The organism is Bacillus sp. NPDC057893, from assembly GCF_042796455.1.
Classification (GTDB): Bacteria; Bacillota; Bacilli; order Bacillales; family Bacillaceae_G; genus Bacillus_A.
In genome coordinates, this window is record NZ_JBHVNG010000009.1 from 38,571 (window position 1) to 59,058 (window position 20,488).

At 34.4% G+C, this 20,488-nt stretch carries 24 protein-coding genes and 1 riboswitch; of the genes, 12 read left to right on the forward strand and 12 right to left on the reverse strand.

What is annotated here, in order from left to right; translation table 11 throughout:
• Positions 1–2 precede the first annotated feature (2 nt).
• Positions 3–107: riboswitch (SAM riboswitch) on the reverse strand.
• Positions 108–260: 153 nt separating this feature from the next.
• Positions 261–1,094: an aldo/keto reductase gene (locus ACFVQC_RS25185; RefSeq protein ID WP_377899545.1), complete on the reverse strand. Its 834-nt coding sequence runs from the start codon at positions 1,092–1,094 to the stop codon at positions 261–263.
• Between the two features lies 1 nt (position 1,095).
• Positions 1,096–1,899 carry a pyrroline-5-carboxylate reductase gene (proC, locus tag ACFVQC_RS25190; RefSeq protein ID WP_377899547.1) on the reverse strand — a complete coding sequence of 268 codons (804 nt, stop codon included), beginning with the start codon at positions 1,897–1,899 and terminating at the stop codon, positions 1,096–1,098.
• A gap of 188 nt (positions 1,900–2,087) precedes the next feature.
• On the opposite strand from proC, the gene pnuC reads away from it, so the two are divergent.
• Positions 2,088–2,738: a nicotinamide riboside transporter PnuC gene (gene pnuC, locus ACFVQC_RS25195; RefSeq protein ID WP_377899548.1), complete on the forward strand. Its 651-nt coding sequence runs from the start codon at positions 2,088–2,090 to the stop codon at positions 2,736–2,738.
• A 67-nt stretch (positions 2,739–2,805) separates the two neighbouring features.
• Here pnuC and ACFVQC_RS25200 read toward each other — a convergent pair whose 3' ends face one another.
• From ACFVQC_RS25200 to modA, 3 genes are all read right to left on the reverse strand, one after another.
• A complete protein-coding gene (locus tag ACFVQC_RS25200; RefSeq protein WP_377899549.1) occupies positions 2,806–3,657 on the reverse strand; it encodes a GRP family sugar transporter in 852 nt (283 codons plus the stop codon).
• A gap of 297 nt (positions 3,658–3,954) precedes the next feature.
• The gene (modB, locus tag ACFVQC_RS25205; protein ID WP_377899550.1) at positions 3,955–4,629 is read right to left on the reverse strand and encodes a molybdate ABC transporter permease subunit; all 675 of its coding nucleotides are present in this window, start codon (positions 4,627–4,629) and stop codon (positions 3,955–3,957) included.
• A gap of 5 nt (positions 4,630–4,634) precedes the next feature.
• The gene (modA, locus tag ACFVQC_RS25210; RefSeq protein ID WP_377899551.1) at positions 4,635–5,441 is read right to left on the reverse strand and encodes a molybdate ABC transporter substrate-binding protein; all 807 of its coding nucleotides are present in this window, start codon (positions 5,439–5,441) and stop codon (positions 4,635–4,637) included.
• A gap of 134 nt (positions 5,442–5,575) precedes the next feature.
• Here modA and ACFVQC_RS25215 point away from each other — a divergent pair, with 134 nt between their 5' ends.
• The gene (locus ACFVQC_RS25215; protein WP_377899574.1) at positions 5,576–6,523 is read left to right on the forward strand and encodes a substrate-binding domain-containing protein; all 948 of its coding nucleotides are present in this window, start codon (positions 5,576–5,578) and stop codon (positions 6,521–6,523) included.
• A gap of 65 nt (positions 6,524–6,588) precedes the next feature.
• Here the strand turns inward: ACFVQC_RS25215 and ACFVQC_RS25220 are convergent, their stop codons facing one another.
• Both ACFVQC_RS25220 and ACFVQC_RS25225 read right to left on the reverse strand, forming a co-directional pair.
• Positions 6,589–6,690: a DUF3948 family protein gene (locus ACFVQC_RS25220; protein WP_001060020.1), complete on the reverse strand. Its 102-nt coding sequence runs from the start codon at positions 6,688–6,690 to the stop codon at positions 6,589–6,591.
• Between the two features lie 255 nt (positions 6,691–6,945).
• A complete protein-coding gene (locus tag ACFVQC_RS25225; protein ID WP_377891771.1) occupies positions 6,946–7,812 on the reverse strand; it encodes a LysR family transcriptional regulator in 867 nt (288 codons plus the stop codon).
• Between the two features lie 127 nt (positions 7,813–7,939).
• Between ACFVQC_RS25225 and ACFVQC_RS25230 the strand changes: the two genes are divergently transcribed.
• On the forward strand, positions 7,940–8,908 hold the full coding sequence (locus tag ACFVQC_RS25230; RefSeq protein WP_377891774.1) for a DMT family transporter: 969 nt from the start codon (positions 7,940–7,942) through the stop codon (positions 8,906–8,908).
• Between the two features lie 22 nt (positions 8,909–8,930).
• Entirely contained in the window at positions 8,931–9,071 is a 141-nt protein-coding gene (locus ACFVQC_RS25235; protein WP_377899552.1) for a YrzO family protein, read from the forward strand.
• A gap of 61 nt (positions 9,072–9,132) precedes the next feature.
• Here ACFVQC_RS25235 and ACFVQC_RS25240 read toward each other — a convergent pair whose 3' ends face one another.
• Positions 9,133–9,228 (reverse strand): DUF3948 family protein, encoded by a 96-nt coding sequence (locus ACFVQC_RS25240; protein ID WP_070127837.1) that lies wholly within the window; start codon positions 9,226–9,228, stop codon positions 9,133–9,135.
• A gap of 336 nt (positions 9,229–9,564) precedes the next feature.
• Here ACFVQC_RS25240 and ACFVQC_RS25245 point away from each other — a divergent pair, with 336 nt between their 5' ends.
• Positions 9,565–10,170 (forward strand): lysophospholipid acyltransferase family protein, encoded by a 606-nt coding sequence (locus ACFVQC_RS25245; RefSeq protein WP_377891779.1) that lies wholly within the window; start codon positions 9,565–9,567, stop codon positions 10,168–10,170.
• A 71-nt stretch (positions 10,171–10,241) separates the two neighbouring features.
• Here the strand turns inward: ACFVQC_RS25245 and ACFVQC_RS25250 are convergent, their stop codons facing one another.
• Positions 10,242–10,334 carry a DUF3948 family protein gene (locus tag ACFVQC_RS25250; protein WP_012260201.1) on the reverse strand — a complete coding sequence of 31 codons (93 nt, stop codon included), beginning with the start codon at positions 10,332–10,334 and terminating at the stop codon, positions 10,242–10,244.
• Between the two features lie 305 nt (positions 10,335–10,639).
• On the opposite strand from ACFVQC_RS25250, the gene ACFVQC_RS25255 reads away from it, so the two are divergent.
• The 4 genes from ACFVQC_RS25255 (at position 10,640) to ACFVQC_RS25270 (ending at position 13,563) form a co-directional block, all read left to right on the forward strand.
• Positions 10,640–11,617, forward strand: coding sequence for a LacI family DNA-binding transcriptional regulator (locus ACFVQC_RS25255; protein WP_377891782.1), 978 nt, complete (start codon positions 10,640–10,642; stop codon positions 11,615–11,617).
• 161 nt (positions 11,618–11,778) lie between these two features.
• On the forward strand, positions 11,779–12,108 hold the full coding sequence (locus tag ACFVQC_RS25260; RefSeq protein WP_377891785.1) for a PH domain-containing protein: 330 nt from the start codon (positions 11,779–11,781) through the stop codon (positions 12,106–12,108).
• Between the two features lie 117 nt (positions 12,109–12,225).
• A complete protein-coding gene (locus ACFVQC_RS25265) occupies positions 12,226–13,062 on the forward strand; it encodes a YitT family protein (RefSeq protein ID WP_377899553.1) in 837 nt (278 codons plus the stop codon).
• Positions 13,063–13,206: 144 nt separating this feature from the next.
• A complete protein-coding gene (locus tag ACFVQC_RS25270; RefSeq protein ID WP_377891789.1) occupies positions 13,207–13,563 on the forward strand; it encodes a YxeA family protein in 357 nt (118 codons plus the stop codon).
• A 727-nt stretch (positions 13,564–14,290) separates the two neighbouring features.
• Here ACFVQC_RS25270 and ACFVQC_RS25275 read toward each other — a convergent pair.
• Positions 14,291–15,940 (reverse strand): DUF2334 domain-containing protein, encoded by a 1,650-nt coding sequence (locus ACFVQC_RS25275; protein ID WP_377899554.1) that lies wholly within the window; start codon positions 15,938–15,940, stop codon positions 14,291–14,293.
• A 279-nt stretch (positions 15,941–16,219) separates the two neighbouring features.
• On the opposite strand from ACFVQC_RS25275, the gene ACFVQC_RS25280 reads away from it, so the two are divergent.
• On the forward strand, positions 16,220–16,753 hold the full coding sequence (locus ACFVQC_RS25280) for a transglycosylase SLT domain-containing protein (RefSeq protein WP_000713256.1): 534 nt from the start codon (positions 16,220–16,222) through the stop codon (positions 16,751–16,753).
• A gap of 11 nt (positions 16,754–16,764) precedes the next feature.
• On the opposite strand, the gene ACFVQC_RS25285 is transcribed toward ACFVQC_RS25280, so the two are convergent.
• Together ACFVQC_RS25285 and ACFVQC_RS25290 are read right to left on the reverse strand one after the other, a co-directional pair.
• Positions 16,765–17,559 carry a DUF4931 domain-containing protein gene (locus tag ACFVQC_RS25285; protein ID WP_002063487.1) on the reverse strand — a complete coding sequence of 265 codons (795 nt, stop codon included), beginning with the start codon at positions 17,557–17,559 and terminating at the stop codon, positions 16,765–16,767.
• Positions 17,560–17,692: 133 nt separating this feature from the next.
• Positions 17,693–17,821, reverse strand: a complete 129-nt coding sequence (locus ACFVQC_RS25290; protein ID WP_002029408.1) for a hypothetical protein — start codon at positions 17,819–17,821, stop codon at positions 17,693–17,695.
• A gap of 420 nt (positions 17,822–18,241) precedes the next feature.
• On the opposite strand from ACFVQC_RS25290, the gene ACFVQC_RS25295 reads away from it, so the two are divergent.
• Complete coding sequence (locus ACFVQC_RS25295; RefSeq protein ID WP_002139888.1) at positions 18,242–18,376, forward strand: RAxF-45 family protein; 135 nt, start codon at positions 18,242–18,244, stop codon at positions 18,374–18,376.
• A 124-nt stretch (positions 18,377–18,500) separates the two neighbouring features.
• Entirely contained in the window at positions 18,501–20,387 is a 1,887-nt protein-coding gene (gene abc-f / locus ACFVQC_RS25300) for a ribosomal protection-like ABC-F family protein (RefSeq protein ID WP_377899555.1), read from the forward strand.
• Positions 20,388–20,488 lie beyond the last annotated feature (101 nt).

The following is a 20,488-nucleotide window of genomic DNA, read 5'->3' on the forward strand; positions in this document are numbered from 1 at the left end:
TCATTCTATCTTTCAAGCATAAAGCTTGCAGGAAGTGGCACAGTATTCAAAATGAACCTGCTGCCGAGGTTTCAAAGGGCCAGTCCCTCCACCTCTCTTGATACAATGAGTAAACGAATAAATTTTATTAATTTTTATGTTTCTTTGATAATTCAAAATCTTACACCTTAGATAATGAAGTGTCAATCAAATGAAATATAGTTTAAATTTTCAGTTTTTTAAAAATGAAAAAACCACTGCATATAGCAGTGGTTTTCCTACTAGAAGTTAAAGTTATCTGGATCTGGACCGACACGATGATTTTCATTTAAAGCTTGAATTGCTTTCATATCATCCGAGCTTAATTCAAAGTCGAAGATGTTCGCATTTTCAATAATGCGGTGTTCTTTAATTGATTTAGGAATCGTTACAACTTCGTTTTGTAAATCCCAGCGTAAAATAACTTGTGCAGTCGATTTATTATATTTTGTAGCGATTTCTTGTAATGTTGGATTATCCAGTAGTTGCCCTTGCATTAATGGTGACCAAGCTTCAAGCTGGATGTTATGTTCTCTACAGAAAGCATGTAATTCTTCTTGTGCTAAGCGAGGGTGGTATTCCACTTGGTTGACCATTGGCTTGATTTCAGCAATTTCAAATACGTCTTGCAAGTGGTGAATGTTGAAATTACTCACACCAATAGCGCGCACACGACCGTCTTTATAAAGTTTCTCTAAAGCTTTCCATGATTCAGTGTATTTTCCTTTTACAGGCCAATGTACTAAGTATAGATCTAAATATTCTAGACCTAATTTTTCTAATGTAGTTTCAAATGCTTGTAATGTTGACTCGTAACCTTGATCACTATTCCACACTTTTGAAGTGATGAATAACTCTTCACGAGGAATACCAGATTCTTGAATTGCCTGTCCAACGCCTTCTTCGTTTTTATATATCGCAGCAGTATCGATACTACGGTATCCATTTTTTATAGCTGCTTTTACAGAATCAATTACTTCTGTACCATCTTCAACTTTAAAAACACCCAAGCCGAACCAAGGCATTTTCACGCCGTTATGTAATGTTGTATAGTCGTTTAAACTTGTTAAAGTCATATTAATTCCCCCTAGCTTTTTTATTGGTCGCTTCAACTGCTTGTTGAATGACTTCTGAAAAATTATTTTCATATAAAACTTTTAAGCCTTCAGCCGTTGAACCTCCTGGTGTTGTTACTTGTTCGCGGAGCATAGCTGGATCCTGATTTTGCTGGAGCATAGCGGCAGAGCCAGCAATCATTTGAATGACAAGGTATTTTGCTGTTTCCTCATCAATACCATAGCTTTTCGTTGCTTCAATTAAACCTTCAGCAAAGTGATAGAGAAAAGCAGGTGCACTACCAGTAACTGCGGTAAGTTGGTGAACTTCTTCTTCGGTACAAAACTGTGAGGTACCGATACCTTTTAAAAGAAGTTGTAACGTTTCTTGATGTGTTTCATCTACAGAATGTCCCGTCGTATATAAGGAGATAGACTTTCCAATTCCAGCAGCTGTATTTGGCATAATCCAAGCAACGGGTGTCCCTTGGGGAAGTCTTTCTTCTAGATAAGATGGTCCGATTCCGGCAGCAACTGTCACGACAAATTGATCAGTTAGAAGAGGGGATAGATCAGCTAATAGCTGTTCATGTGCGACAGGTGGCATTGCTAAAACGATTGTATCTACAGATTTAATATGCTGCTTCCAATCAGTTGTAATCGATAGATCATATTGAGCTTGTAATTGCGTTAGTTTTTCTATGTTGCTTCGGTTGGAAACAATAATTTCTTCGATATATTCTTTACTTGTTGTAAGTAGTCCAGCAAATATAGCTTCTGCCATACGACCGGCACCAATAAATAAAATTCGATGTTTATTAGGCATATCCTTTATTCCTTTCTAGTAGAGATATGTTATAAAAAAACGATATCATCTTTAAGAGAATTTTGTAAAAAGAAAAGACTTACCGTAGGTGGAATGGATAACGAGGGTCAGGAAATTCATGGTAAAGGGGAGAGCTATTCCTTATACTGGTGATAGGGAATTTATTACACATCTGGGGAGAGATAATCATGGTTAGAAGTCCACTTTTTTTACTCAGTTCTAGTATAATTTGCGTATTGGTTGGATTGTATATTCAATCGAGTTATATTGAAATTTTTGCATCGATTATGGGGATTATTAATGTTTGGTTATTAGCAAGAGAAAAAGTATCCAACTTTTTATTTGGCATGATTACTGTTGCGGTATTTCTGTATATTTTTATTGCACAAGGTTTATATGCAATGGCGGTATTGGCAGCTTTTCAATTTATCTTTAATGTATATGGTTGGTATTATTGGATTGCACGTAGTGGGGAGGGAGAGGTAAAAGCAACAGTTCGTTTAGATTTGAAAGAGTGGGCTTTTTATATAATTTTTATTTTAGTTGCTTGGATTGGTTGGGGTTATTATCAAGTCCGTTATTTAGAATCAACAAGTCCATATTTAGACGCTTTAAATGCTGTATTAGGATTAGTAGCTCAATTTATGCTCAGTCGAAAAATATTAGAAAACTGGCATTTATGGATTTTATATAACGTAGTTAGCATTGTGATTTATATTTCCACTGGTTTATACGTTATGCTAATATTAGCTGTTATTAATCTCTTTATATGTGTAGCTGGTTTGCTAGAGTGGAAGAACAATTATAAGGGACAAGAACATACAAATAATTATATTTAGAAAACAATTGGAATCGAAAAACCCCTGGAGCATATACGCCTCAGGGGTTTATTAATAGAATATAAGTTTATGCTTTTGTTAAACCAAGCAATACAGCGCCGCCGATAATTAAAACACTACCTAGTGCAATAAAGATCAATTGACGTTTTGTTTTCTTTTCACCTAAGAAGACAATCGCACCGAATGTTGAGATAACGATTCCAGTTTGAGATAATGGGAAGCTTGTCGCTACTCCGACACGTGGTAATGAAAGAAGTAAGAATAAGTTTCCTGTTCCCCAAAGTAAACCAGATACAGCATTACGGATGGCATATTTGTTAAATGGTTTATGTTTAGACGTCAGTACAACCGCACCAACGAACATACCAACTGCCTGTGGTAAAATAGCAGACCAACCATCGATGTTAAACCAACGAATAATAATTACATATACAAGATAGCCGAAAGTAGAAACAATTAAAGTAAGAAGTCCCTTTTTCAATTGTCCTGGTGGCTGTGCATTTTCTTTATCATCTAATGATGTGAATACTACACCAACTACGATTAATAGGATTGCAATCGTTCCCATAACGATCGTTGTTGTAGTAGTCCACTCGCGGAAAGCGATAACTCCAAAGATAGAAGTTGCAACAAGTTGCATACCAGTAGAAATAGTTACAGTAGTTGAAACACCTAGTTTTTCAACTGTTTTTAATTGGTTTACTTGTCCTAAAGCCCAGAATAAACCTGAAATAAAGCCAACAATCAAGACTGTCATTGTTAAAGTTGGTTGAGTAAATACATACATAATTGTTGCGAAGAATAGAGCACCGATTGTCATACCTACCGTTTGGCTATATGCACCACCGCCCATTTTTACGCTTACTAATAAGATGTTTCCCCATGCGATTGCAGGAAGAAGCGCTAATAAAATGTCCATTACAAGACTCCCTTCGGTTTTCTATACCAATATAATTACATATCGTTCTAACGATCGGTAATGTCCCACTAATAGAGTAGAAGATTACCGATCGCTAAAACAGGATGAAGAATTCACGATATAAATGCGTTTTCATTTCTTCATTTTTTGAAACACTTTCATATAATAACAGGAAATTACCTATTTTAGAAAGTGAATTTGAATAAAATGTATATTTAAATAAGAGGTAAAATTCAGTCAATAATCAAATCATTTTATTTTTCGGGAAATAAAAAGCAACTTTTGTCGAAAGTTGCTTTAAGAAGTAGTAATTCTGCTATTAATGAGTTGAATACATAGTAAGAATAGAAGGGACATACTAATCGTTATGATTACAAGTGTCCAAGCTAGTTGCATATTACTTGCATCAATAGCCATATAAATCGCCGTTGGAATCGTCTGAGTTTTGCCAGGTATATTTCCTGCAAACATTAAAGTTGCACCAAATTCACCAAGTGCGCGAACAAAGCTTAAAATCATACCACTTAGTAACGCAGGAAATGCAAGCGGGAGTGTGACATGTAAAAAAACTTGATATTCACTTGCACCAAGATCGCGCGCGCCATCTTCAATTTGTACATTTGCGATAGAAAATCCTGTTTTTGCTGATTGGTACATGAGCGGAAATGCAACGACTGTAGAAGCAATGATAGCAGCAGTAGATGTAAACATAATGGACTGCTGAAATAATGATTCAATCCACTTTCCAATGGGACTGTTATTTCCGAAAATGATAATTAGAAAAAAGCCGATAACAGTTGGTGGAAGCACCATTGGTAATAAGAAAATAGTTTCTAGTAGTACTTTATATCGCCACGAGGAGCGCGCTAATGCTCGTCCAATAATCGTTCCTAAGATCGTAACGATTATTGTGGCGCACGCAGCTACTCGCAAGGATAGAAAGACAGGTGACAAAATAGCATCAAAGCTCATGGCAATTATGATAGGACTGTAAATCCATATTTTTTAAAGATAGATTGTGCATCTTTTGACTGCAAATACTCATAAAATGAAGTCGCCTCTTTCTTGTGCTTAGATTCTTTTATAACACCTAAAGGATAGTGGATTGGCTCATGAGAAGTAGCTGCTGCTGGCTCACCAATCTTTACTTTGTCTGAAATAAGAGCATCTGTTTTGTATACGATACCAGCATCGACATTGCCTGTTTCTACATATGTTAACACTTGGCGAACGTCTTTTGTAAATACGACTTTATTTTGAATGTCATTCCAAAGATTTTCATGTGTGAGAGAAGCCTTTGCATATTTTCCCGCAGGTACGGATTCAGGTGTACCAAGTGCAATTTTCTTGATTTTTTCATCTTTTAAATCTTGGAATTTTGTAAGAGAACTATCTTTTGGGACAACTAGAACTAGTTCATTTCCAAGAAGATTTTTCCCTTCTTTTTCATCAATGAATCCTTTTTTAACAAGAGTTTGGAATTTATCTTCTGCTGCTGAGAAGAATAAATCAGCGGGCGCACCTTGTTCAATTTGTTGTTGAAGTGCACCAGAAGCACCGAAGTTAAAAGAAAGTTTAATATTAGGTTCTTTTTCTTTATATTTTGTTTCAATTTCTTTTAGTGCATCTTGTAAGCTTGCAGCAGCGGATATAGTAAGTTCTACTGTTTTTCCTTCTTTAGCAGTTGATTTCTCTTTCTTTTCTCCGCTTGTACATGCAGCACTAAATATAAGAAGAAAAGAAAGTATAAGTGCCCCAATGGATCGTAATGTAAACTTATTCATAAAAAAATCCCCTTTTGTTTTGATATATTCAATTATAACTAATTATAACTAATTATAACTAGTTATAATTGAATATAATTTGAACGGTATAGTTGTTTTTTAAAACTAGGAGAAATATTCTTTTCTTTGTTACAATGAAGGAAGAAAGTGAGGAATCGTCTATGGATCATCATTCCTACACAACGGAAGAAGTAGCAAAGCGATTAAAAGTATCAAAACTAACTGTATACGACTTAATTAAAAAAGGAGAACTGCCTTCTTATAGAGTTGGTAGACAGATGCGCATTGATGCAGTGGATTTAGAACAATATATAAAGCAAATGAAAACAGGGAAGGTACAATTTACTCCTGTAAAGAAGGACGAAATTAGTAGTTCGAATACACGCATCATTAGTGGTCAAGAACTAACGTTAGATATGTTGGCAAAGCATATAGAAAATCGTCTGCCAAACTCTAATATATTAAGAGCATATCAGGGCAGTTTAACGAGTTTAGTGAAGATGTACCAAGGAGAAGGAAGCGTCGTTAGTTTGCATTTGTTTGATGGCGAAACAGGTACATATAATGTTCCGTACGTAAAGCGTATTTTAGTTGGACAACCATATATTATGATTAATTTATTAGCAAGAAATGTTGGGTTTTATGTGCAAAAAGGGAATCCACAAAATATAAAAACATGGGCTAATTTATCTCAGTCATCTATACGATTTGTAAATCGAGAAAAAGGTTCTGGTATTAGGGTGTTAGTGGATGAGCAATTGCGAATTCAAAAATTAAGTAAAGAAGATATTAACGGGTATGAATGGGAAGAATCGAATCACCTTGGTGTTGCCTCGCAAGTCGCGAATGGAAAAGCTGATGTTGGGGTAGGATCAGAAAAGTTTTCCCAAATTGTGAACGTAGACTTTATTCCAATAATGAAAGAACAGTATGATTTAGTAATTTTGAAGAATAAAGAAAACGAAGAGCTTATTGAAGTTATGAAAGACATTCTGCAATCGGAAGAATTTCATAATGAGTTAAAAGCGATTGGCGGATACGATATTAAGAAAACAGGCCAAATTATATATGAAACAAACTAAAAAGCTGCTTGTCTATAAGACGAGCAGCTTTTTCTATATATAAAGGGGTTTGGGGAAACGAATTGTTAAACAAGACTTTGAGCGAGTGTGTAAATGAAAGCTGTAAGAAGAGTCGCTCCACTTGCAAGCCCGATAAAGTCTGATTTGTTGAAAGTAATGTTGTTCATTATAATCTCTCCTTATTTGTTTAATGTAGTTGCAACTGCTTTTGCATCGACAAGTGCGGATAGCACCATGCCCATTGTGTTAAAAAAGTTGTTTGATTTCATTTTGTTCATCATGCGTATCCGCTCCTTTTCGAATTGTTGTTGCCCTGCTTTATGTCTTAATTATATGAAATATAGCCGCCTGCAACTATCGAATTAGCTTACGTAAGACTTACACTTTTGTAAGAAAAAAAGACATTCGTGTAAGAATGTCTTTTAGAGCATATTGATATGATGATGCTCTTCAATTGTTTTTAAAAAGCTACGCATTGAATTAGTCATGTAGCTATCTTTGCGACGTATGAAAACTGTTGAAATACTACCATATTTTTCAGGGATGGCATGACAATGTACTTTACCTGCCTTGGAAAGATGCTGGACGGCAGACTGTGGTACGAGTGTAATTCCAAGGCCAAGTGCAACACTGTTTAATATTGTTTCTAATATGTTAAATTCCATAATTCTTTTTGGTAGCAAACCTTCATCTTTAAGCCATCGTTCTAGCTTGGAACGGTATCCACATCCTTGATTAAAAACGAGTAGGGGCGTCGTAGTAAATTCTTCTATATGAAAAGCTTTACTTTGTGTAACAAGCATTAATTTCTCAGTACTAACATCGTATTGTTCAATTAGTGGATGTTTAATAGGACCTGATATAAAAGCACCATCTAATTGATGATCGAGTACTTCTCTAATAAGTTCTTCCGTTAGACCGGCTTGTAATGATAAATCGACATTTGGATAGCTTTTATAGTAAGAAGACAAGATGGTAGGTAATGTACTGACTGTTTCGACTGTACCAATTTTTAATATACCAGATGGTGTTTCACTATCTAAAAACACTTGTTTTAGCTCTTCAACATCTTGCAAAATTTTATTAACATAAACGAGCATTTTTCTGCCTTCAGCTGTTAAAGTCATGCCTCGTTTATGACGATAAAAGAGAGGTGTTTTTAGCTCGTTTTCTAATTGCTTAATACGCGCGGTTACATTTGATTGTACGTAATTTAACTCTTTTGCTGCGCTACTTACACTACCTCGGTCAGCAACGCTCTGGAAGATTTGTAAGTCTCGTAATTCCATTTTATGCTCCCCCTTGATGTTAACTATCATTATAAATGATAGTTAGCATCATTTTGAATCATTTTACGTGATATATTTTTTCTTTTACAATTCTCCTTGTGCAAATAGAAAGAAGTGGGGGATTGTGGTGAGAAAAGGTCAAATGATAATAGGTGCTTTAGCGTGTTTAATTGCAAGTATGTCATGGGGAGCGATGTTTCCGGTTGCTGATCATGCGCTAGAATACATAGATCCGTTTTATTTTTCGTTAATTCGTTATGGGGCGGTAGCAATTGTACTGATTGTATTATTGCTAATGAAAGAAGGAAAGAAAGCATTTCGCTTAGAAGGAAGAGGAAAGTTACTCGTCTTTTTTGGAACAATGGCGTTTACCGTATACAATGTATTAATTTTTCTAGGACAAATGTTAATGGGAAGATCAGGTGTAATGGTAGCTTCTGTTATGGAGGCGCTTATGCCTATGATTTCAATTTGTATTTTATGGGGATATAAAAATATAAAGCCGAAGAAGTATATGATAACGAGCATGATTATCGCGTTTGTAGGGGCTGTATTTGTTATCACGAAAGGTGATATGAGTTTCTTTTTAACATTGAAAGATAATATGTTTTCACTAGCATTTATATTTGTTGGTGTTGTAGGCTGGGTTATTTATACGATGGGTGGTCAAACGTGTAGCGATTGGTCAACATTACGTTATTCTACGTTGACGTGTGTATTTGGTACGACTGTCACAGGGATTATAACTGTAATCATTACGGCGTTTGGATATGTATCAATTCCAAGTATGGAAACGATCTCTATTGTGAAATATGACTTGTTATTTATGATGACATTACCAGGTATCGTAGCACTACTTGCTTGGAACTATGGTGTGAAAATCTTATCATCAATTAATGGCATTTTATTTATTAACTTTGTACCAATTACTACTTTAGTTATTATGATGATGCAAGGATATAAAATAACAATGTTTGATATTGTAGGAACATTACTCGTTATTGCAGCGCTTATTCGTAATAATGTTTGTCAGAGAAAAGAAGAAAATATAAATAAACAAGTTTTACAAGAAGATCAATTGCGTCAAGCTGTTTAATAGGTAACTGGAGGATTTTTACATGTTAGAAAGTTTATTGTTTTTCTTTGCTGCTGGAGTTGCCTGCGAACTTGCAGCAATTAATCGGAATGGTCGTAAGAAGATAGAACAGCAGGCTGAGCTGATAGAGCTTTTAAAAGAGTTACAGGAAAGAAAAATTTAAGAAGACGACCGGGCATAGACGGTCGTCTTCTTCTATATAAAGGGGAAAGGGGACGCAAAGTTCATATAAGCGTAGCAGCGTAAATAAAAGCAGTAAGAAGAACCGAGCCGCTAGCTAATCCTAAAAAATCTAATTTGTTAAAAGTGATGTTATTCATTATAAATTCTCCTTACTTGTTTAATGTAGTAGTAACATTTTTTGCATCGACAAGAGCGGATAATACCATGCCCATTGTATTTAAGAAATTGTTCGTTTTAAATTTGTTCATCATATATATCCGCTCCTTTTCAAATGGTTGTTGTTACTTTCTGACTTAATTGTATAAGAGATTGGGGGAAGTCACTATCGAATTAGCTTACAAGGAAATTACACTTTTGTAAGAATTGAAATTTAACAATAAATACTTATTTTTATTACCAACTCCTAAAACTTAGTGTTATAATCGTTGTAAGAATATGATTCCAATTCGGATGTTTAGAAAGGAACGAAATGAATGTATAAACCAATTACATTTTCGTTGAAATATATATTTAAAATGGCCGGGAAAGTAGAAGTACAAGGGAGAGAGAAATTACCAGAAGGTGGCCCTTACGTTGTTGCTTGCACACATACAAGCTTTATGGACGTTTTAATGTTAGCAGCAGGAATGTACCCAACCCAAATTCATTACATGGCAAAAAAAGAATTGTTTGAAGGGAAATTTAAAAACTGGTTTTTTAAAAATGTAAATGCATTCCCTGTAGATCGTGCGAATCCAGGGCCAAGCACATTGAAAATTCCATCGCGTTTATTAAAAGAAGGGAAAGTAGTAGGGATTTTCCCAAGTGGGACGAGATCATCAGAAGACGTTTCACTAAAAGCTGGGGCTGTTACAATTGCAATGCGTTCTAATGTTCCGTTAATACCGGCAGCTTATGTTGGTCCATCAAGCGTAAAAGAATTGATAAAAGGAAAAAAAGCGCGATTAGTTTTTGGAGACCCAATTCAAATCGATGCTGAAGAACAAATAGATCGAAAAACGGCTATGAAAATGATGACAGATGAATTAAATGCAAAGTTTGACGAACTAAAGGAAGTTTTGCAGCCAAATCAAAAATAAGAAAAGACGACCGAGCATAGACGGTCGTCTTTTCTATTACTATTTATATAAAGGGGAAAGGGGACACAAAGTTATAGTGTAGCAGCGTAAATGAAAGCAGTAAGAAGAACCGTGCCGCTAGCTAGTCCTAAAAAATCTAATTTATTAAAAGTGATGTTGTTCATAATGCATTTTCCTTACTTGTTTAATGTAGAAGCAACAGCTTTTGCATCGATAAGAGCGGAAAATACCAAGCTCATTGTATTTAAGGAATTGTTCGTTTTCATTTTGTTCATCATATAGATCCGCTCCTTTTCAAATGGTTGTTGCCCTGTTTCTGACTTAATTATATGAAATGTTGCGGAGAGTCACTATCGAATTAGCTTACAGGAAAATTACACTTTTGTAAGAAAAACGAATGAAAGTGTCATGATGAGAAGATTTGACATATGTTCATGTGATTCATTAAGTTAAAAGTAGAGGTGAGTGTATGGCTAATATTAAAGATATTGCAAAGATGGCTGGGGTTTCAGTTACGACTGTTTCGAGGGTATTAAATGATCATCCGTATGTAAGTGAAGAAAAAAGGAAAGTTGTTTTAGAAATAGTTGAGAAATTGAATTACTCACAAAATGCAAATGCGGTTCATTTATCGAAAGGAAAGACGAATATTGTTGGTGTAATTCTGCCTTATATTAATCATCCGAGCTTCGATGCAATGGTAGGAGGAATGATGGAGGGAGCGTTAGCTCATAATTACAGAGTGCTACTTTGCCAAACGAATTACAATAAGAAGGAAGAAATGAAGAGTTTACATATGTTAAAGACAAAACAGTTGGATGGGCTTATTATTTGTTCACGTGCAAATGATTGGGAAGTGATAGAACCGTATGCTTCTTACGGCACAATAATTGCTTGTGAGGATAACGATATTTCAAATATCTCGAGTGTATATACAAATCATTCAGCTGCTTTTCAATTAGGGATGAATTATTTGATTGAAAAAAATTATAAAAAAATCGGTTATTGTACGGGAAGAAGATTAGGGCCGAGTAGTCAAAAACGTTTTGATGCTTATAAACAGCAACTGCAATCTATAGATGAAGAAGTGAATGAAGAATGGATTTTTACAGAATGTTTTACATTAGAAGATGGTGTGAGAGTGGCTCATAAGTTAAAGGAGATGCAGAATCTCCCGGAAGCTTTAATAGTAGCAGGAGATGAAGTTGCGATTGGAATCATGACAGAAGTTGAAAAATTAGGTATTAAAGTTCCTGAGGATTTAGCGATTATTGGTTTTGATAATCAACCGATTTCTCAAGTTTTACAACTTACAACCATTGACCAAAATTTAAAGGGAATAGGTAAGACGGCTTTTGAAATGTTTTACAGGCAAGTAAATGATGAGAGTTCTAAACAAGAAAAGGTGGAAATGCCTTATAAACTTGTGGAACGCTCTACAGTTTAGCTGGAATCCGTTATGTGTATAATCACATAACGGATTATTTTTTTGAAATATCTTTGACAGGAAACGCGTTTCATACTTTATAAAGGAGTTACACCGGTTTATAACAATCCATGGAGTCTTTTCAAGTGTTAAAGCGATGAATAGAATTTGGAGGGATATACATGAATGAACTTTTATCGAGTATAAAAAAATATGTAGAGGATGACGAAAAGATTTTAGCCTTTGTGGTAGGAATATTTGAGAAGGATAATTTTACGCTATGTTATCAACATGGAATTTTTGTTGCCACTACTAGACGTCTCCTGTTTTACGGGGAATTTCCGTACTATCCTTCAACATTTAGAGAGTATTCATATTTACATATAGATAGCATAGATTTTCATCCGTATTTTGAATTTACTTGTAATCATGAAATGGTTAGAGCTAAGTATATTCAGAAAGGGAATGTGGAGCGATTTGTTCGTACAGTTAGAGAAAATATGAATAATTAATCACCCCTTTGTTTAAACATAATGTCTCAGTCATTATGAGAAAAAATGCGTAATAAAAACCACTTCTAAACCTCTAGGAGATAGTGATACAATGTCAAATGGGGGGAGGGATGAACTATGGTTAATCAACGTATGAAGGAAATCGCATTAATTACAATCGGTTCATTACTATTTGCAATTGGTATTAATTACTTCGCAATTCCAAACCGTTTATCAGAAGGTGGAATCATCGGTCTAACGGTTGTTACTTATTATTTATTTGGATGGTCACCAGGAATTACGAATCTTGTTTTGAATGCAATTTTATTAGCTATTGGTTATAAATTTTTTGATAAGAAAACGATGGTTTATACAATTTTAGGGATTGTAGAAACATCTTTGTTTTTATATGTTACAGAACATATTCAGTATCAAGTAAACAGCGATACGCTATTAGCCGCTTTATTCGCGGGTGTATTTGTAGGTATCGGATTAGGGTGTATGTTCAAAGCTGGAGGTACATCAGGAGGATCAGCCATTTTAGCACAGTTAGCAAATCAATATTTAGGGTGGAGTGTTGGAAAAGGCGTACTTATTATTGATATTATTGTAATTGCTGGTTCTGTATTTATAATAGGACAAGAAAAGGCAATGTATACGCTTGTTGCTGTATTCATCGGAGCGAAAGTGATTGATTTCATTGTAGAAGGAATGGATACAAAAAAGGCTGTTACGATTATTTCAAATCAGCCAGACTTAATTCGTGAGACCATTACGAAAAACATGACACGCGGTGTTACTGTACTAGAAGGTCGCGGCGGATATACTGGTAAAAATAAAGAAGTATTATATGTTGTTATTAATAAACAAGAGCTTGTTAAGTTAAAGCAAGTTATTAGCCAAGTTGATGAAGATGCCTTCGTTGTCATTCACGATGTACGTGATGTACTTGGCGGTGGTTTTAAAGCAAGCTAAAAGATGAACGAGAAAATTCGTTCATCTTTTTTTGTTATTCTTACAAAAATGTAAGGGGAATGTAATGGGATTGAATGGTAGATTTCATTCGTTCTATTTAGAATGGATGAATAAGTATCCAATAGAGGAGGGCGATTACGTATTATGAAGAAAAAAATGATTGCTACTGTAATAGCGATGATAGCGATAGTAGTAGTGTTATTACCTACGAAACTTGGACCAGTTATTGATAAATATAATCCACTTTATACGACGAAAGAATACTATACAATCGTGGATACGATTGGTCAGCATGTCGGTGATGAATGGTATGAATATGAATTTATTGCATTTGATGAACGTGGAAGAGAACAAAAAATAAAGAAAACTGTTAAACATATGTTAAAGAGAGACGAAGCGTTAAAGGTGTTCGCAAAAGGGCGTTACGGTGAGTCAATTGAAGAGATTGAGACTACAAGTATTCCTATAAATGCGAAGAGTAAACTTTTGGCGATGAGATAGCAAAAATATACCCCCATCTATTTTTTGTCGAAAGGAAAAATACTAGATAGGGGTATTTGTTTGGTGCATAAAAATGCCCTAGTTCATATAAACTAGGGCATTTTTTATATAAAGGGGAAGGGGACACATTGTAGTAACAAAAATGAAAGTATAAGAAGATTGGGTCACTATCAATGTAATTTGGTTATGTGAGTGTTCTTCTTATTTGGCTTACTTTCTAACCTTATTGTACGAAATATAGGTAAGGGAAACTATCGAATTACATTACACATAGCTTACAAATCTGTAAGCCTTCTGTAATGTAATTCGATGGTTAAAATATAGTGAATTTCATATAGTGTAACTAGAAAGTCTCACTGTATTACTTTCTGTTTGTAATGTTAATGAAGAATGAAAAACCAACTGATTTTTAATAGACCTCATCTTTATTTAGATGGGGTTCTTTTTTAAACCTTACAACATTGTAAGGTTTAAGTAAGTTAATTCGATAGTAAATTTGTCATATTTTTTGCATAATAGATACAAATAGATAAAAAATAATTAGGGATATATTAAGAAGGGAGAAAACTGGGATGCGTAAAGAAGAAGTAGTGAAGTTTCCAATTAAAGATTTCTGTAGCTACTTTACTGTTGCCGTAGTGTGTATTGGATTATTTGATATAATAACAAACTTAATTGTTAAATAATATAGATGAAAAAACACCAAGCATCTCGCTTGGTGTTTTTATTATGACTCTAATTTTTTCGCGCGTCTTAATAATAAAAGAAAGACAATTATAATGAACCCAATTATAAGGAAGAACCCATATTGTTTTATATAATCAATTATGTCCTTCGCACTTGTTGGCTGTTCAGCATGAATGCCGTCTTTATTAGTAGTAATATGAATATCTTTCATTTTTACTTCATTCGTCTCTTTTTGTAAATCAACCCACTCTATGTTTGGAATACTTTCTAGTTCTTTTAATACTTCTTTTAATGGTTTAGCGCCCAAGTAAGGATGATAAAATGCACCGATAATTCCATCGGATAATTTTTCGACAGATAAAGCACGTTCTTTCATTTTTGCTATAGCTTGTGGCTTATCTTCTTCAATAAAGCCAACCGTTTCAGGAATTAATTTCATCCCATGTAAAAATGAAGGTGTACTTATATAAGCCGGTGAGTGCATCGATTTCCAAGTTGTATCGTTTAGTTGTATTTGTCCTACATAAGTTGAAAAATATTGTGATAGTATTTCATATCCTTTTTGAGACATTGTATAGTGCGGAGCTTCAAAAGCAACTGGATATAATTTAGCTTCTACAAGCTCTGTAATCCCTTTTTCAATATGCTCTTTAATATACTTTTCTTCAAAGGCTTTTCCGTTTTCAACGTATTTATTATAGTCCTCTGTAGATTGGAAATCGTCTTTTGTTTTTGGCTTTTCATGGTTCGGTTGACGAATTGGTTGATCAGTTTTTACATCCCAAAATTCAAAACCTTCGCCAGTTTCACTATCATAAAATTGATGGGTGTAACCATGCATAACGATAGAGCCACCATTATCTTGCATAAAGCGTAAAACATCGATTAATTCAGAATTATCCTTTAGATGTACTGTTTTTCCTGTGTCTGGATCTTTGTAAACAGGGATAACGGTAATCATATAAGGGAGCTTTTTCTCTTTTAGTAATTCAGCGATTTCTTTTAATTGCATTACATCTACAGCTGGGTGAACGTCTTCAAGACGTAAATAAGCTAAAGTTTTATTTGTCATAGGCTTTTGTTCAAAGTAAGAAAATAGCATTTCACCGACGTAATGAGACATCCAATCAAAAAGGTTTGGAGTCGCGACATAATAGGATGGTCCTTGCTGAACGATTAACGGATGAGTTCCATCAGCACTCAAGGCGTAAGCAAGAGTTGTTCCTTTTGTTTCAACTTTCTTCATTAAGCGTTCTTCATGTAATTCATTTTTTAACTGGTTAGTCGGATATTCTATAGTGTGAATTCGTATATCGGTTTCTTTCGAGGTAATGAAAGAAAAACGATTAGATAATTGTTCAACATTTTGTCCTAAAACTAATACTGGACCCGAGAAGTTTTCTAGAAATTGTTTTGCTTTAGTAGAAAGATCTTCTTTTTTCTCTCCGATATAAACAATATGTGTATAAGAAGTTGAATCAGTAATTTTACTTATTTCTTTCAAATTTTTTACTGTTATATTATTTGTAAAGTGTCCTAACTGAGTATTAAGGATTTGTACATTGTTTGTAATTTTATCGTCTTCTGTACTATACAAAACGAGTACTTTTGGTTTTGATGATGTTTGCGCAGAGGTATGTATAGGAATGAGTAGTAAAATGCCGAAAAAGATTAGTAGAGTTCTTTTCATTTATGTATTCTCCTATTCTATATATGGAATTCAATTTACAATTATATACAAAAAATAAGTTATAGTCTATGTAAGTTACATTTTTGCACGTATTTACCATATGTTTTTTCACAAAATCGGTCTAAAGCATGATGATAATATGTATAGTTATTTGCTATGATTAAAGAGTAAGAGAGTAAGAGAGTAAGAGAGTAAGAGAGTAAGAGAGTGATAGAGTGTGGTAATTGTAAAGGGAAGGCTGAAAGGGGACAAATTTCAGCGGAGAAAGAGGTAGAGGTAGTGAAGAAATTCTTTGTAGGATTTTTAGTTGTTCTTGGAGTGTATTTATATTTCCAAGGAAAGTCTGAAGGAATGGGTAAGCTAATGAATGAAACAAGCTATGTTGATTCAGAAGAAGCAAAACAGATGAAACAAATCATTATAGAGGAAGCAAAGAAAGTAAACCTTCCGGAATGGATACCTCTTACAATTGCCGAACATGAAAGTAGGTTAAATCCAAGAAGTGTTGGAGATAACGGAACTTCATTCGGATTGTTTCAATTACACCGCGGTGGTGGGCTTGCGCCAGATCATTTAACTGATGAAGAGCTGAAAGATCCACGTACAAATGCGCAAATTGCAATGCCACATTTAATGAAAGGCTATAAGCGCGGGGTGCAAAAAGGTTTGACTGATTTTGCATTACTGAAATATATAGCGAATACATCTGGATGGCCAGGGAATTTAGGACCAGAGTGGACGGATAACAATATGAAGTATAACATCGGATTAGAGGATGTATACTATCGAAATAAAGGTGTAATCAAAGAGTAGGTTTTCTATACCTACTCTGTTTTTTTATGAATAATTTCATCCTTTTCTTTCGTGAAATACTGCGCTAGTTGTATTTTCACATCTTCTAGTTTTGTAGAAACTTGCGGTATTTTATATCCTACATACAACGGTGAAACGACAAACCTAGGAACAACTTTACAAATGATTTTCCTGTTTAAGTGATAGAAGAATAAGTTATAACTACTACATCCTTTATGGAAATCTGTCAGTATGTAACGTACAGTTTGCTGAATATAATTGGCCATTTCATCTATAAATGCAATATCTTCAATGATGATATTAAATTCAGTAAAGCCGATAATAGGACGCTCTGAAATATTGAGTTCAATGCGTTCATTTTTTTGAACAATTACCCCTTGGAAATTTGCTTCCTCAATATTTTCAAGATAGTCTACATGTTTCATTCCGATAATTTGCATATGTGCATGATGCAAACTTCCGCCTGAAAATGGACCATGATTTTTGTATAAAATCACAGAAGTGAATTCTTCATTTTCCTGTAAGTTTAACCAATGGAGAATAGAGAAGCGAATTAGTTTTCTCATATGTTCTTCTGTATATGTTGCGATATGGTCTTCGCAATTATCTGTTTCGATTAGCACGGTTTGAAAGGTATCCTTTAATGTAGGAAATTTATTTTTTAACCAAATAATAGAGCCCTCAGTTGCTAAAATATCCGTTAAATTTTCTCTGTCACAAAAAGGACATGCAGCGCTTCTGTTCCGAATGCTTTCTGGTTTTTGTTTACCGATATCGTTTAAAAAATATAGTTGTTGTGTATCCATTTGTATATGCCCCTTTAAAATATATGTAAAAATCCCGCTTAATACATTCGGGAAAAGGAGAAGGAAATCCTTTAAAGGGAATAGGGAAAAATAAAAGACAAGATATCCTCATTGCAATAGGGTACCTTGTCTTTTATTTTTTCTTTAATAGTGTGTATGGATAATATAGAGCATTTTCATTTTGTTTCTTTTTTCTATTTTTTATTGTGTATAAGGCAATTGCTGTACTTGCGATTACAATAATGGCTTTCTTCATATTCATATACCCCTTTTTATTGTTGGTTTAATTCATGGCTAACTGCTTTCGCATCAACTAAAGCATGTAAGATCATTTTTACCATGTTCATCATAGTTCTTTCCTCCCTTTTATAGTTCGTTTAGTTCTTTTACAACTGCTTGTCCGTTCACTAATACCTCAAAGATTGCTTTTACGATTTCTTTCATCATGATTGTTTCCTCCTTGTTTTTGTCTCTCTTGTTTACATCTTTATTGTATAGGGAGGTATCTTTTCGTACTATCGCTTTCCATTACGTGAACATAACAGTTTTGTAAGATTTGATGTCACTTATTGAAATGTTTAGTCTATCTTCATTATTTTCAGAAAAATGACTATTCAAACATAAATCGGGGAAGTATAATAAAGAAGTAAGTATTAAATTCCGTACGAAAGGAGTGAATGAGATGAAATGTTCTTTAGCTACGCGCGCAAAATTTTTAGATTATATCTATATTTGTCGTGCGATTTTTCATGATGTAGTTGTTAACGGGATACGTATGCCCTTTTTTAACAATTGCATAGTAGCTATTGAACGATAGAAGTCTCTTCACCCATTTTTGATAAACGTGTGAAAAGGGAGCTATTTGGCTTCCTTTTTCTATGACAAAAACCATGGGGAATGTTTCTTTCCCATGGTTTTTTATATTGAAAGGAGTACGGAAAATGACAATTTGTAGTGTAAATAATGTAAAGAAATCTTTTGGTGGAAACATCATATTTGAAAATATATCGCTTGAAATAAAGAATGGAGAACGTATTGGATTAGTTGGTCGTAACGGTAGTGGGAAGACAACTATCTTTCAGCTTCTAACAGGAATGGAGAGTTTGGATGCAGGAGCCATTCATATGAAGAAAGGTACATGCATCGGTCATGTAGCACAAATTCCAAAATTCAATAATGAAATGAATGTATATGATGTATTAAGCTCCGCTTTTAAAAAGGAAAAAGAGTTGGAGATAGAAATGCATGCTTTAGAAAAAAATATGGCGGAAGAACAGGAATCATCTGCTTTACAAAAATTGATGGAGAGATACGGAGTAATTCAAGAAAGGTACGCGTTTCTCGGTGGTTATGAAATAGAAGCGAATATTATGAAGGTAGCAAATGGTCTACAGGTGACGGAACTATTTCCAAGATCATTTATGGAGTTAAGTGGTGGAGAACAAACAAAAGTAAGCCTTGCGTATATGCTATTGCAGAAACCAGATTTACTTTTATTAGATGAACCAACAAATCATCTGGACTTATTTGCAGTCGAGTGGTTAGAGCAATTTCTAAAAGAGTATACAGGAACAGTCATGATCATTTCACATGATCGCTATTTCCTTGATGAAGTTGTAACGAAAATTTTTGATTTAGAAGATGGAGAAATTCACGTATATCATACGAACTATTCACAATTTGTCGAGGAAAAGGAAGAAAGATTGCTTCAAGAATTTCAAGCGTATCAAGAACAGCAAAAGAAAATAAAGAAAATGAAAGAAGCAATTAAGCGCTTGCGAGAATGGGCAAATCAAGCGAATCCGCCGAATGAAGGATTGCATAAGAGAGCGAGAAATATGGAACGTGCATTAGAGCGCATAGAGAAACTAAAGAGACCCATTTTGGATAGAAAACAGATGGGACTTCAGTTTGATGGGCAAGAGAGAAGCGGGAAAGATGTTGTTGTAATGAAAGAAGTGAGTAAAGGATTTGCTGACAGATCTTTATTCGAGAAAGTAAATTTGCATATTCGTTTTCAGGAGCGCGCAGCTATCGTTGGACGTAACGGTACAGGAAAGACTACGTTATTAAAATTACTACTAGAAGAAATGAAGCAAGATACTGGTGAAATTCGGATTGGTAGTAGTGTGAAAATCGGTTATTTATCGCAACATGCGTACGGGAATATGAAGAACAATGTATTGGAAGCTTTTAGAGAGTGTGTAGCTGTAGCAGAGGGAGAAGCAAGACATATATTAGCTCGGTTTTTATTTTATGGTCCAGCTGTTTTTAAGAAAGTAACGCAACTTAGCGGTGGAGAAAAAATGAGGTTAAGACTCGCGCAACTTATGTATCAAGATGTTAACTTTCTCATTTTAGATGAACCGACGAATCATCTTGATATTGAATCAAGGGAAGTTTTAGAGGAAGCCCTTGAACAATATAACGGGACGATTTTAGCTGTTTCACATGATCGTTATTTCTTAAATAAATTGTTTGAAAAGACATATTGGATTGATGAGCACAAATTATTTGAGTTTGCAGGGAACTATGCATGGGCTCGTCAAAAGTGGGAAGAAAGAATTGAGAAACAAGTAGCAAAAAAGAAGCAGCAACAGCAAGGGAATAGAGCGTTAGAAGTAATGCCTATAAAAAAGAAGAAGGCTAGGAATTTAGAGGAAGTTGAAAGCGAGTTAATGCATATAGAAGAAGATATATATGCACTTGAATGTAAAATGGAACATGTAGTTGATGTTGAAATGCTTGAACAATTGTATGAAGAAAAAACGAAAAAAGAGTTTTTACGAGCGGAGTTATATAATGAGTTAGAGAATATTGTGGGGTAAAGAAAATAGAATGGAAGAGCAAGTTGTTTTCTCATATTTTGAGGGAGGGCTTGTTCTTTTTTCTATAAGGAAAGAGAAAAAATTGGTATAATTTTCTTGTT

Bases quoted from the DNA above. Each gene is read 5' to 3' on its own strand.
- ACFVQC_RS25255 (WP_377891782.1), top strand. From the start codon at position 10,640: ATGGCTAATATTAAAGATATTGCAAAGATGGCTGGGGTTTCAGTTACG.
- ACFVQC_RS25200 (WP_377899549.1), bottom strand. From the start codon at position 3,657: ATGGACATTTTATTAGCGCTTCTTCCTGCAATCGCATGGGGAAACATC.
- ACFVQC_RS25185 (WP_377899545.1), bottom strand. From the start codon at position 1,094: ATGACTTTAACAAGTTTAAACGACTATACAACATTACATAACGGCGTG.
- ACFVQC_RS25240 (WP_070127837.1), bottom strand. From the start codon at position 9,228: ATGAATAACATCACTTTTAACAAATTAGATTTTTTAGGATTAGCTAGC.
- ACFVQC_RS25285 (WP_002063487.1), bottom strand. From the start codon at position 17,559: ATGGATACACAACAACTATATTTTTTAAACGATATCGGTAAACAAAAA.
- ACFVQC_RS25245 (WP_377891779.1), top strand. From the start codon at position 9,565: ATGTATAAACCAATTACATTTTCGTTGAAATATATATTTAAAATGGCC.
- modA (WP_377899551.1), bottom strand. From the start codon at position 5,441: ATGAATAAGTTTACATTACGATCCATTGGGGCACTTATACTTTCTTTT.
- ACFVQC_RS25290 (WP_002029408.1), bottom strand. From the start codon at position 17,821: ATGAATATGAAGAAAGCCATTATTGTAATCGCAAGTACAGCAATTGCC.
- ACFVQC_RS25275 (WP_377899554.1), bottom strand. From the start codon at position 15,940: ATGAAAAGAACTCTACTAATCTTTTTCGGCATTTTACTACTCATTCCT.
- ACFVQC_RS25250 (WP_012260201.1), bottom strand. From the start codon at position 10,334: ATGAACAACATCACTTTTAATAAATTAGATTTTTTAGGACTAGCTAGC.
- ACFVQC_RS25295 (WP_002139888.1), top strand. From the start codon at position 18,242: ATGAAATGTTCTTTAGCTACGCGCGCAAAATTTTTAGATTATATCTAT.
- ACFVQC_RS25265 (WP_377899553.1), top strand. From the start codon at position 12,226: ATGGTTAATCAACGTATGAAGGAAATCGCATTAATTACAATCGGTTCA.
- pnuC (WP_377899548.1), top strand. From the start codon at position 2,088: ATGGTTAGAAGTCCACTTTTTTTACTCAGTTCTAGTATAATTTGCGTA.
- ACFVQC_RS25260 (WP_377891785.1), top strand. From the start codon at position 11,779: ATGAATGAACTTTTATCGAGTATAAAAAAATATGTAGAGGATGACGAA.
- ACFVQC_RS25270 (WP_377891789.1), top strand. From the start codon at position 13,207: ATGAAGAAAAAAATGATTGCTACTGTAATAGCGATGATAGCGATAGTA.
- modB (WP_377899550.1), bottom strand. From the start codon at position 4,629: ATGAGCTTTGATGCTATTTTGTCACCTGTCTTTCTATCCTTGCGAGTA.
- proC (WP_377899547.1), bottom strand. From the start codon at position 1,899: ATGCCTAATAAACATCGAATTTTATTTATTGGTGCCGGTCGTATGGCA.
- ACFVQC_RS25220 (WP_001060020.1), bottom strand. From the start codon at position 6,690: ATGAACAACATTACTTTCAACAAATCAGACTTTATCGGGCTTGCAAGT.
- ACFVQC_RS25225 (WP_377891771.1), bottom strand. From the start codon at position 7,812: ATGGAATTACGAGACTTACAAATCTTCCAGAGCGTTGCTGACCGAGGT.
- ACFVQC_RS25215 (WP_377899574.1), top strand. From the start codon at position 5,576: ATGAAGGAAGAAAGTGAGGAATCGTCTATGGATCATCATTCCTACACA.
- ACFVQC_RS25235 (WP_377899552.1), top strand. From the start codon at position 8,931: ATGTTAGAAAGTTTATTGTTTTTCTTTGCTGCTGGAGTTGCCTGCGAA.
- abc-f (WP_377899555.1), top strand. From the start codon at position 18,501: ATGACAATTTGTAGTGTAAATAATGTAAAGAAATCTTTTGGTGGAAAC.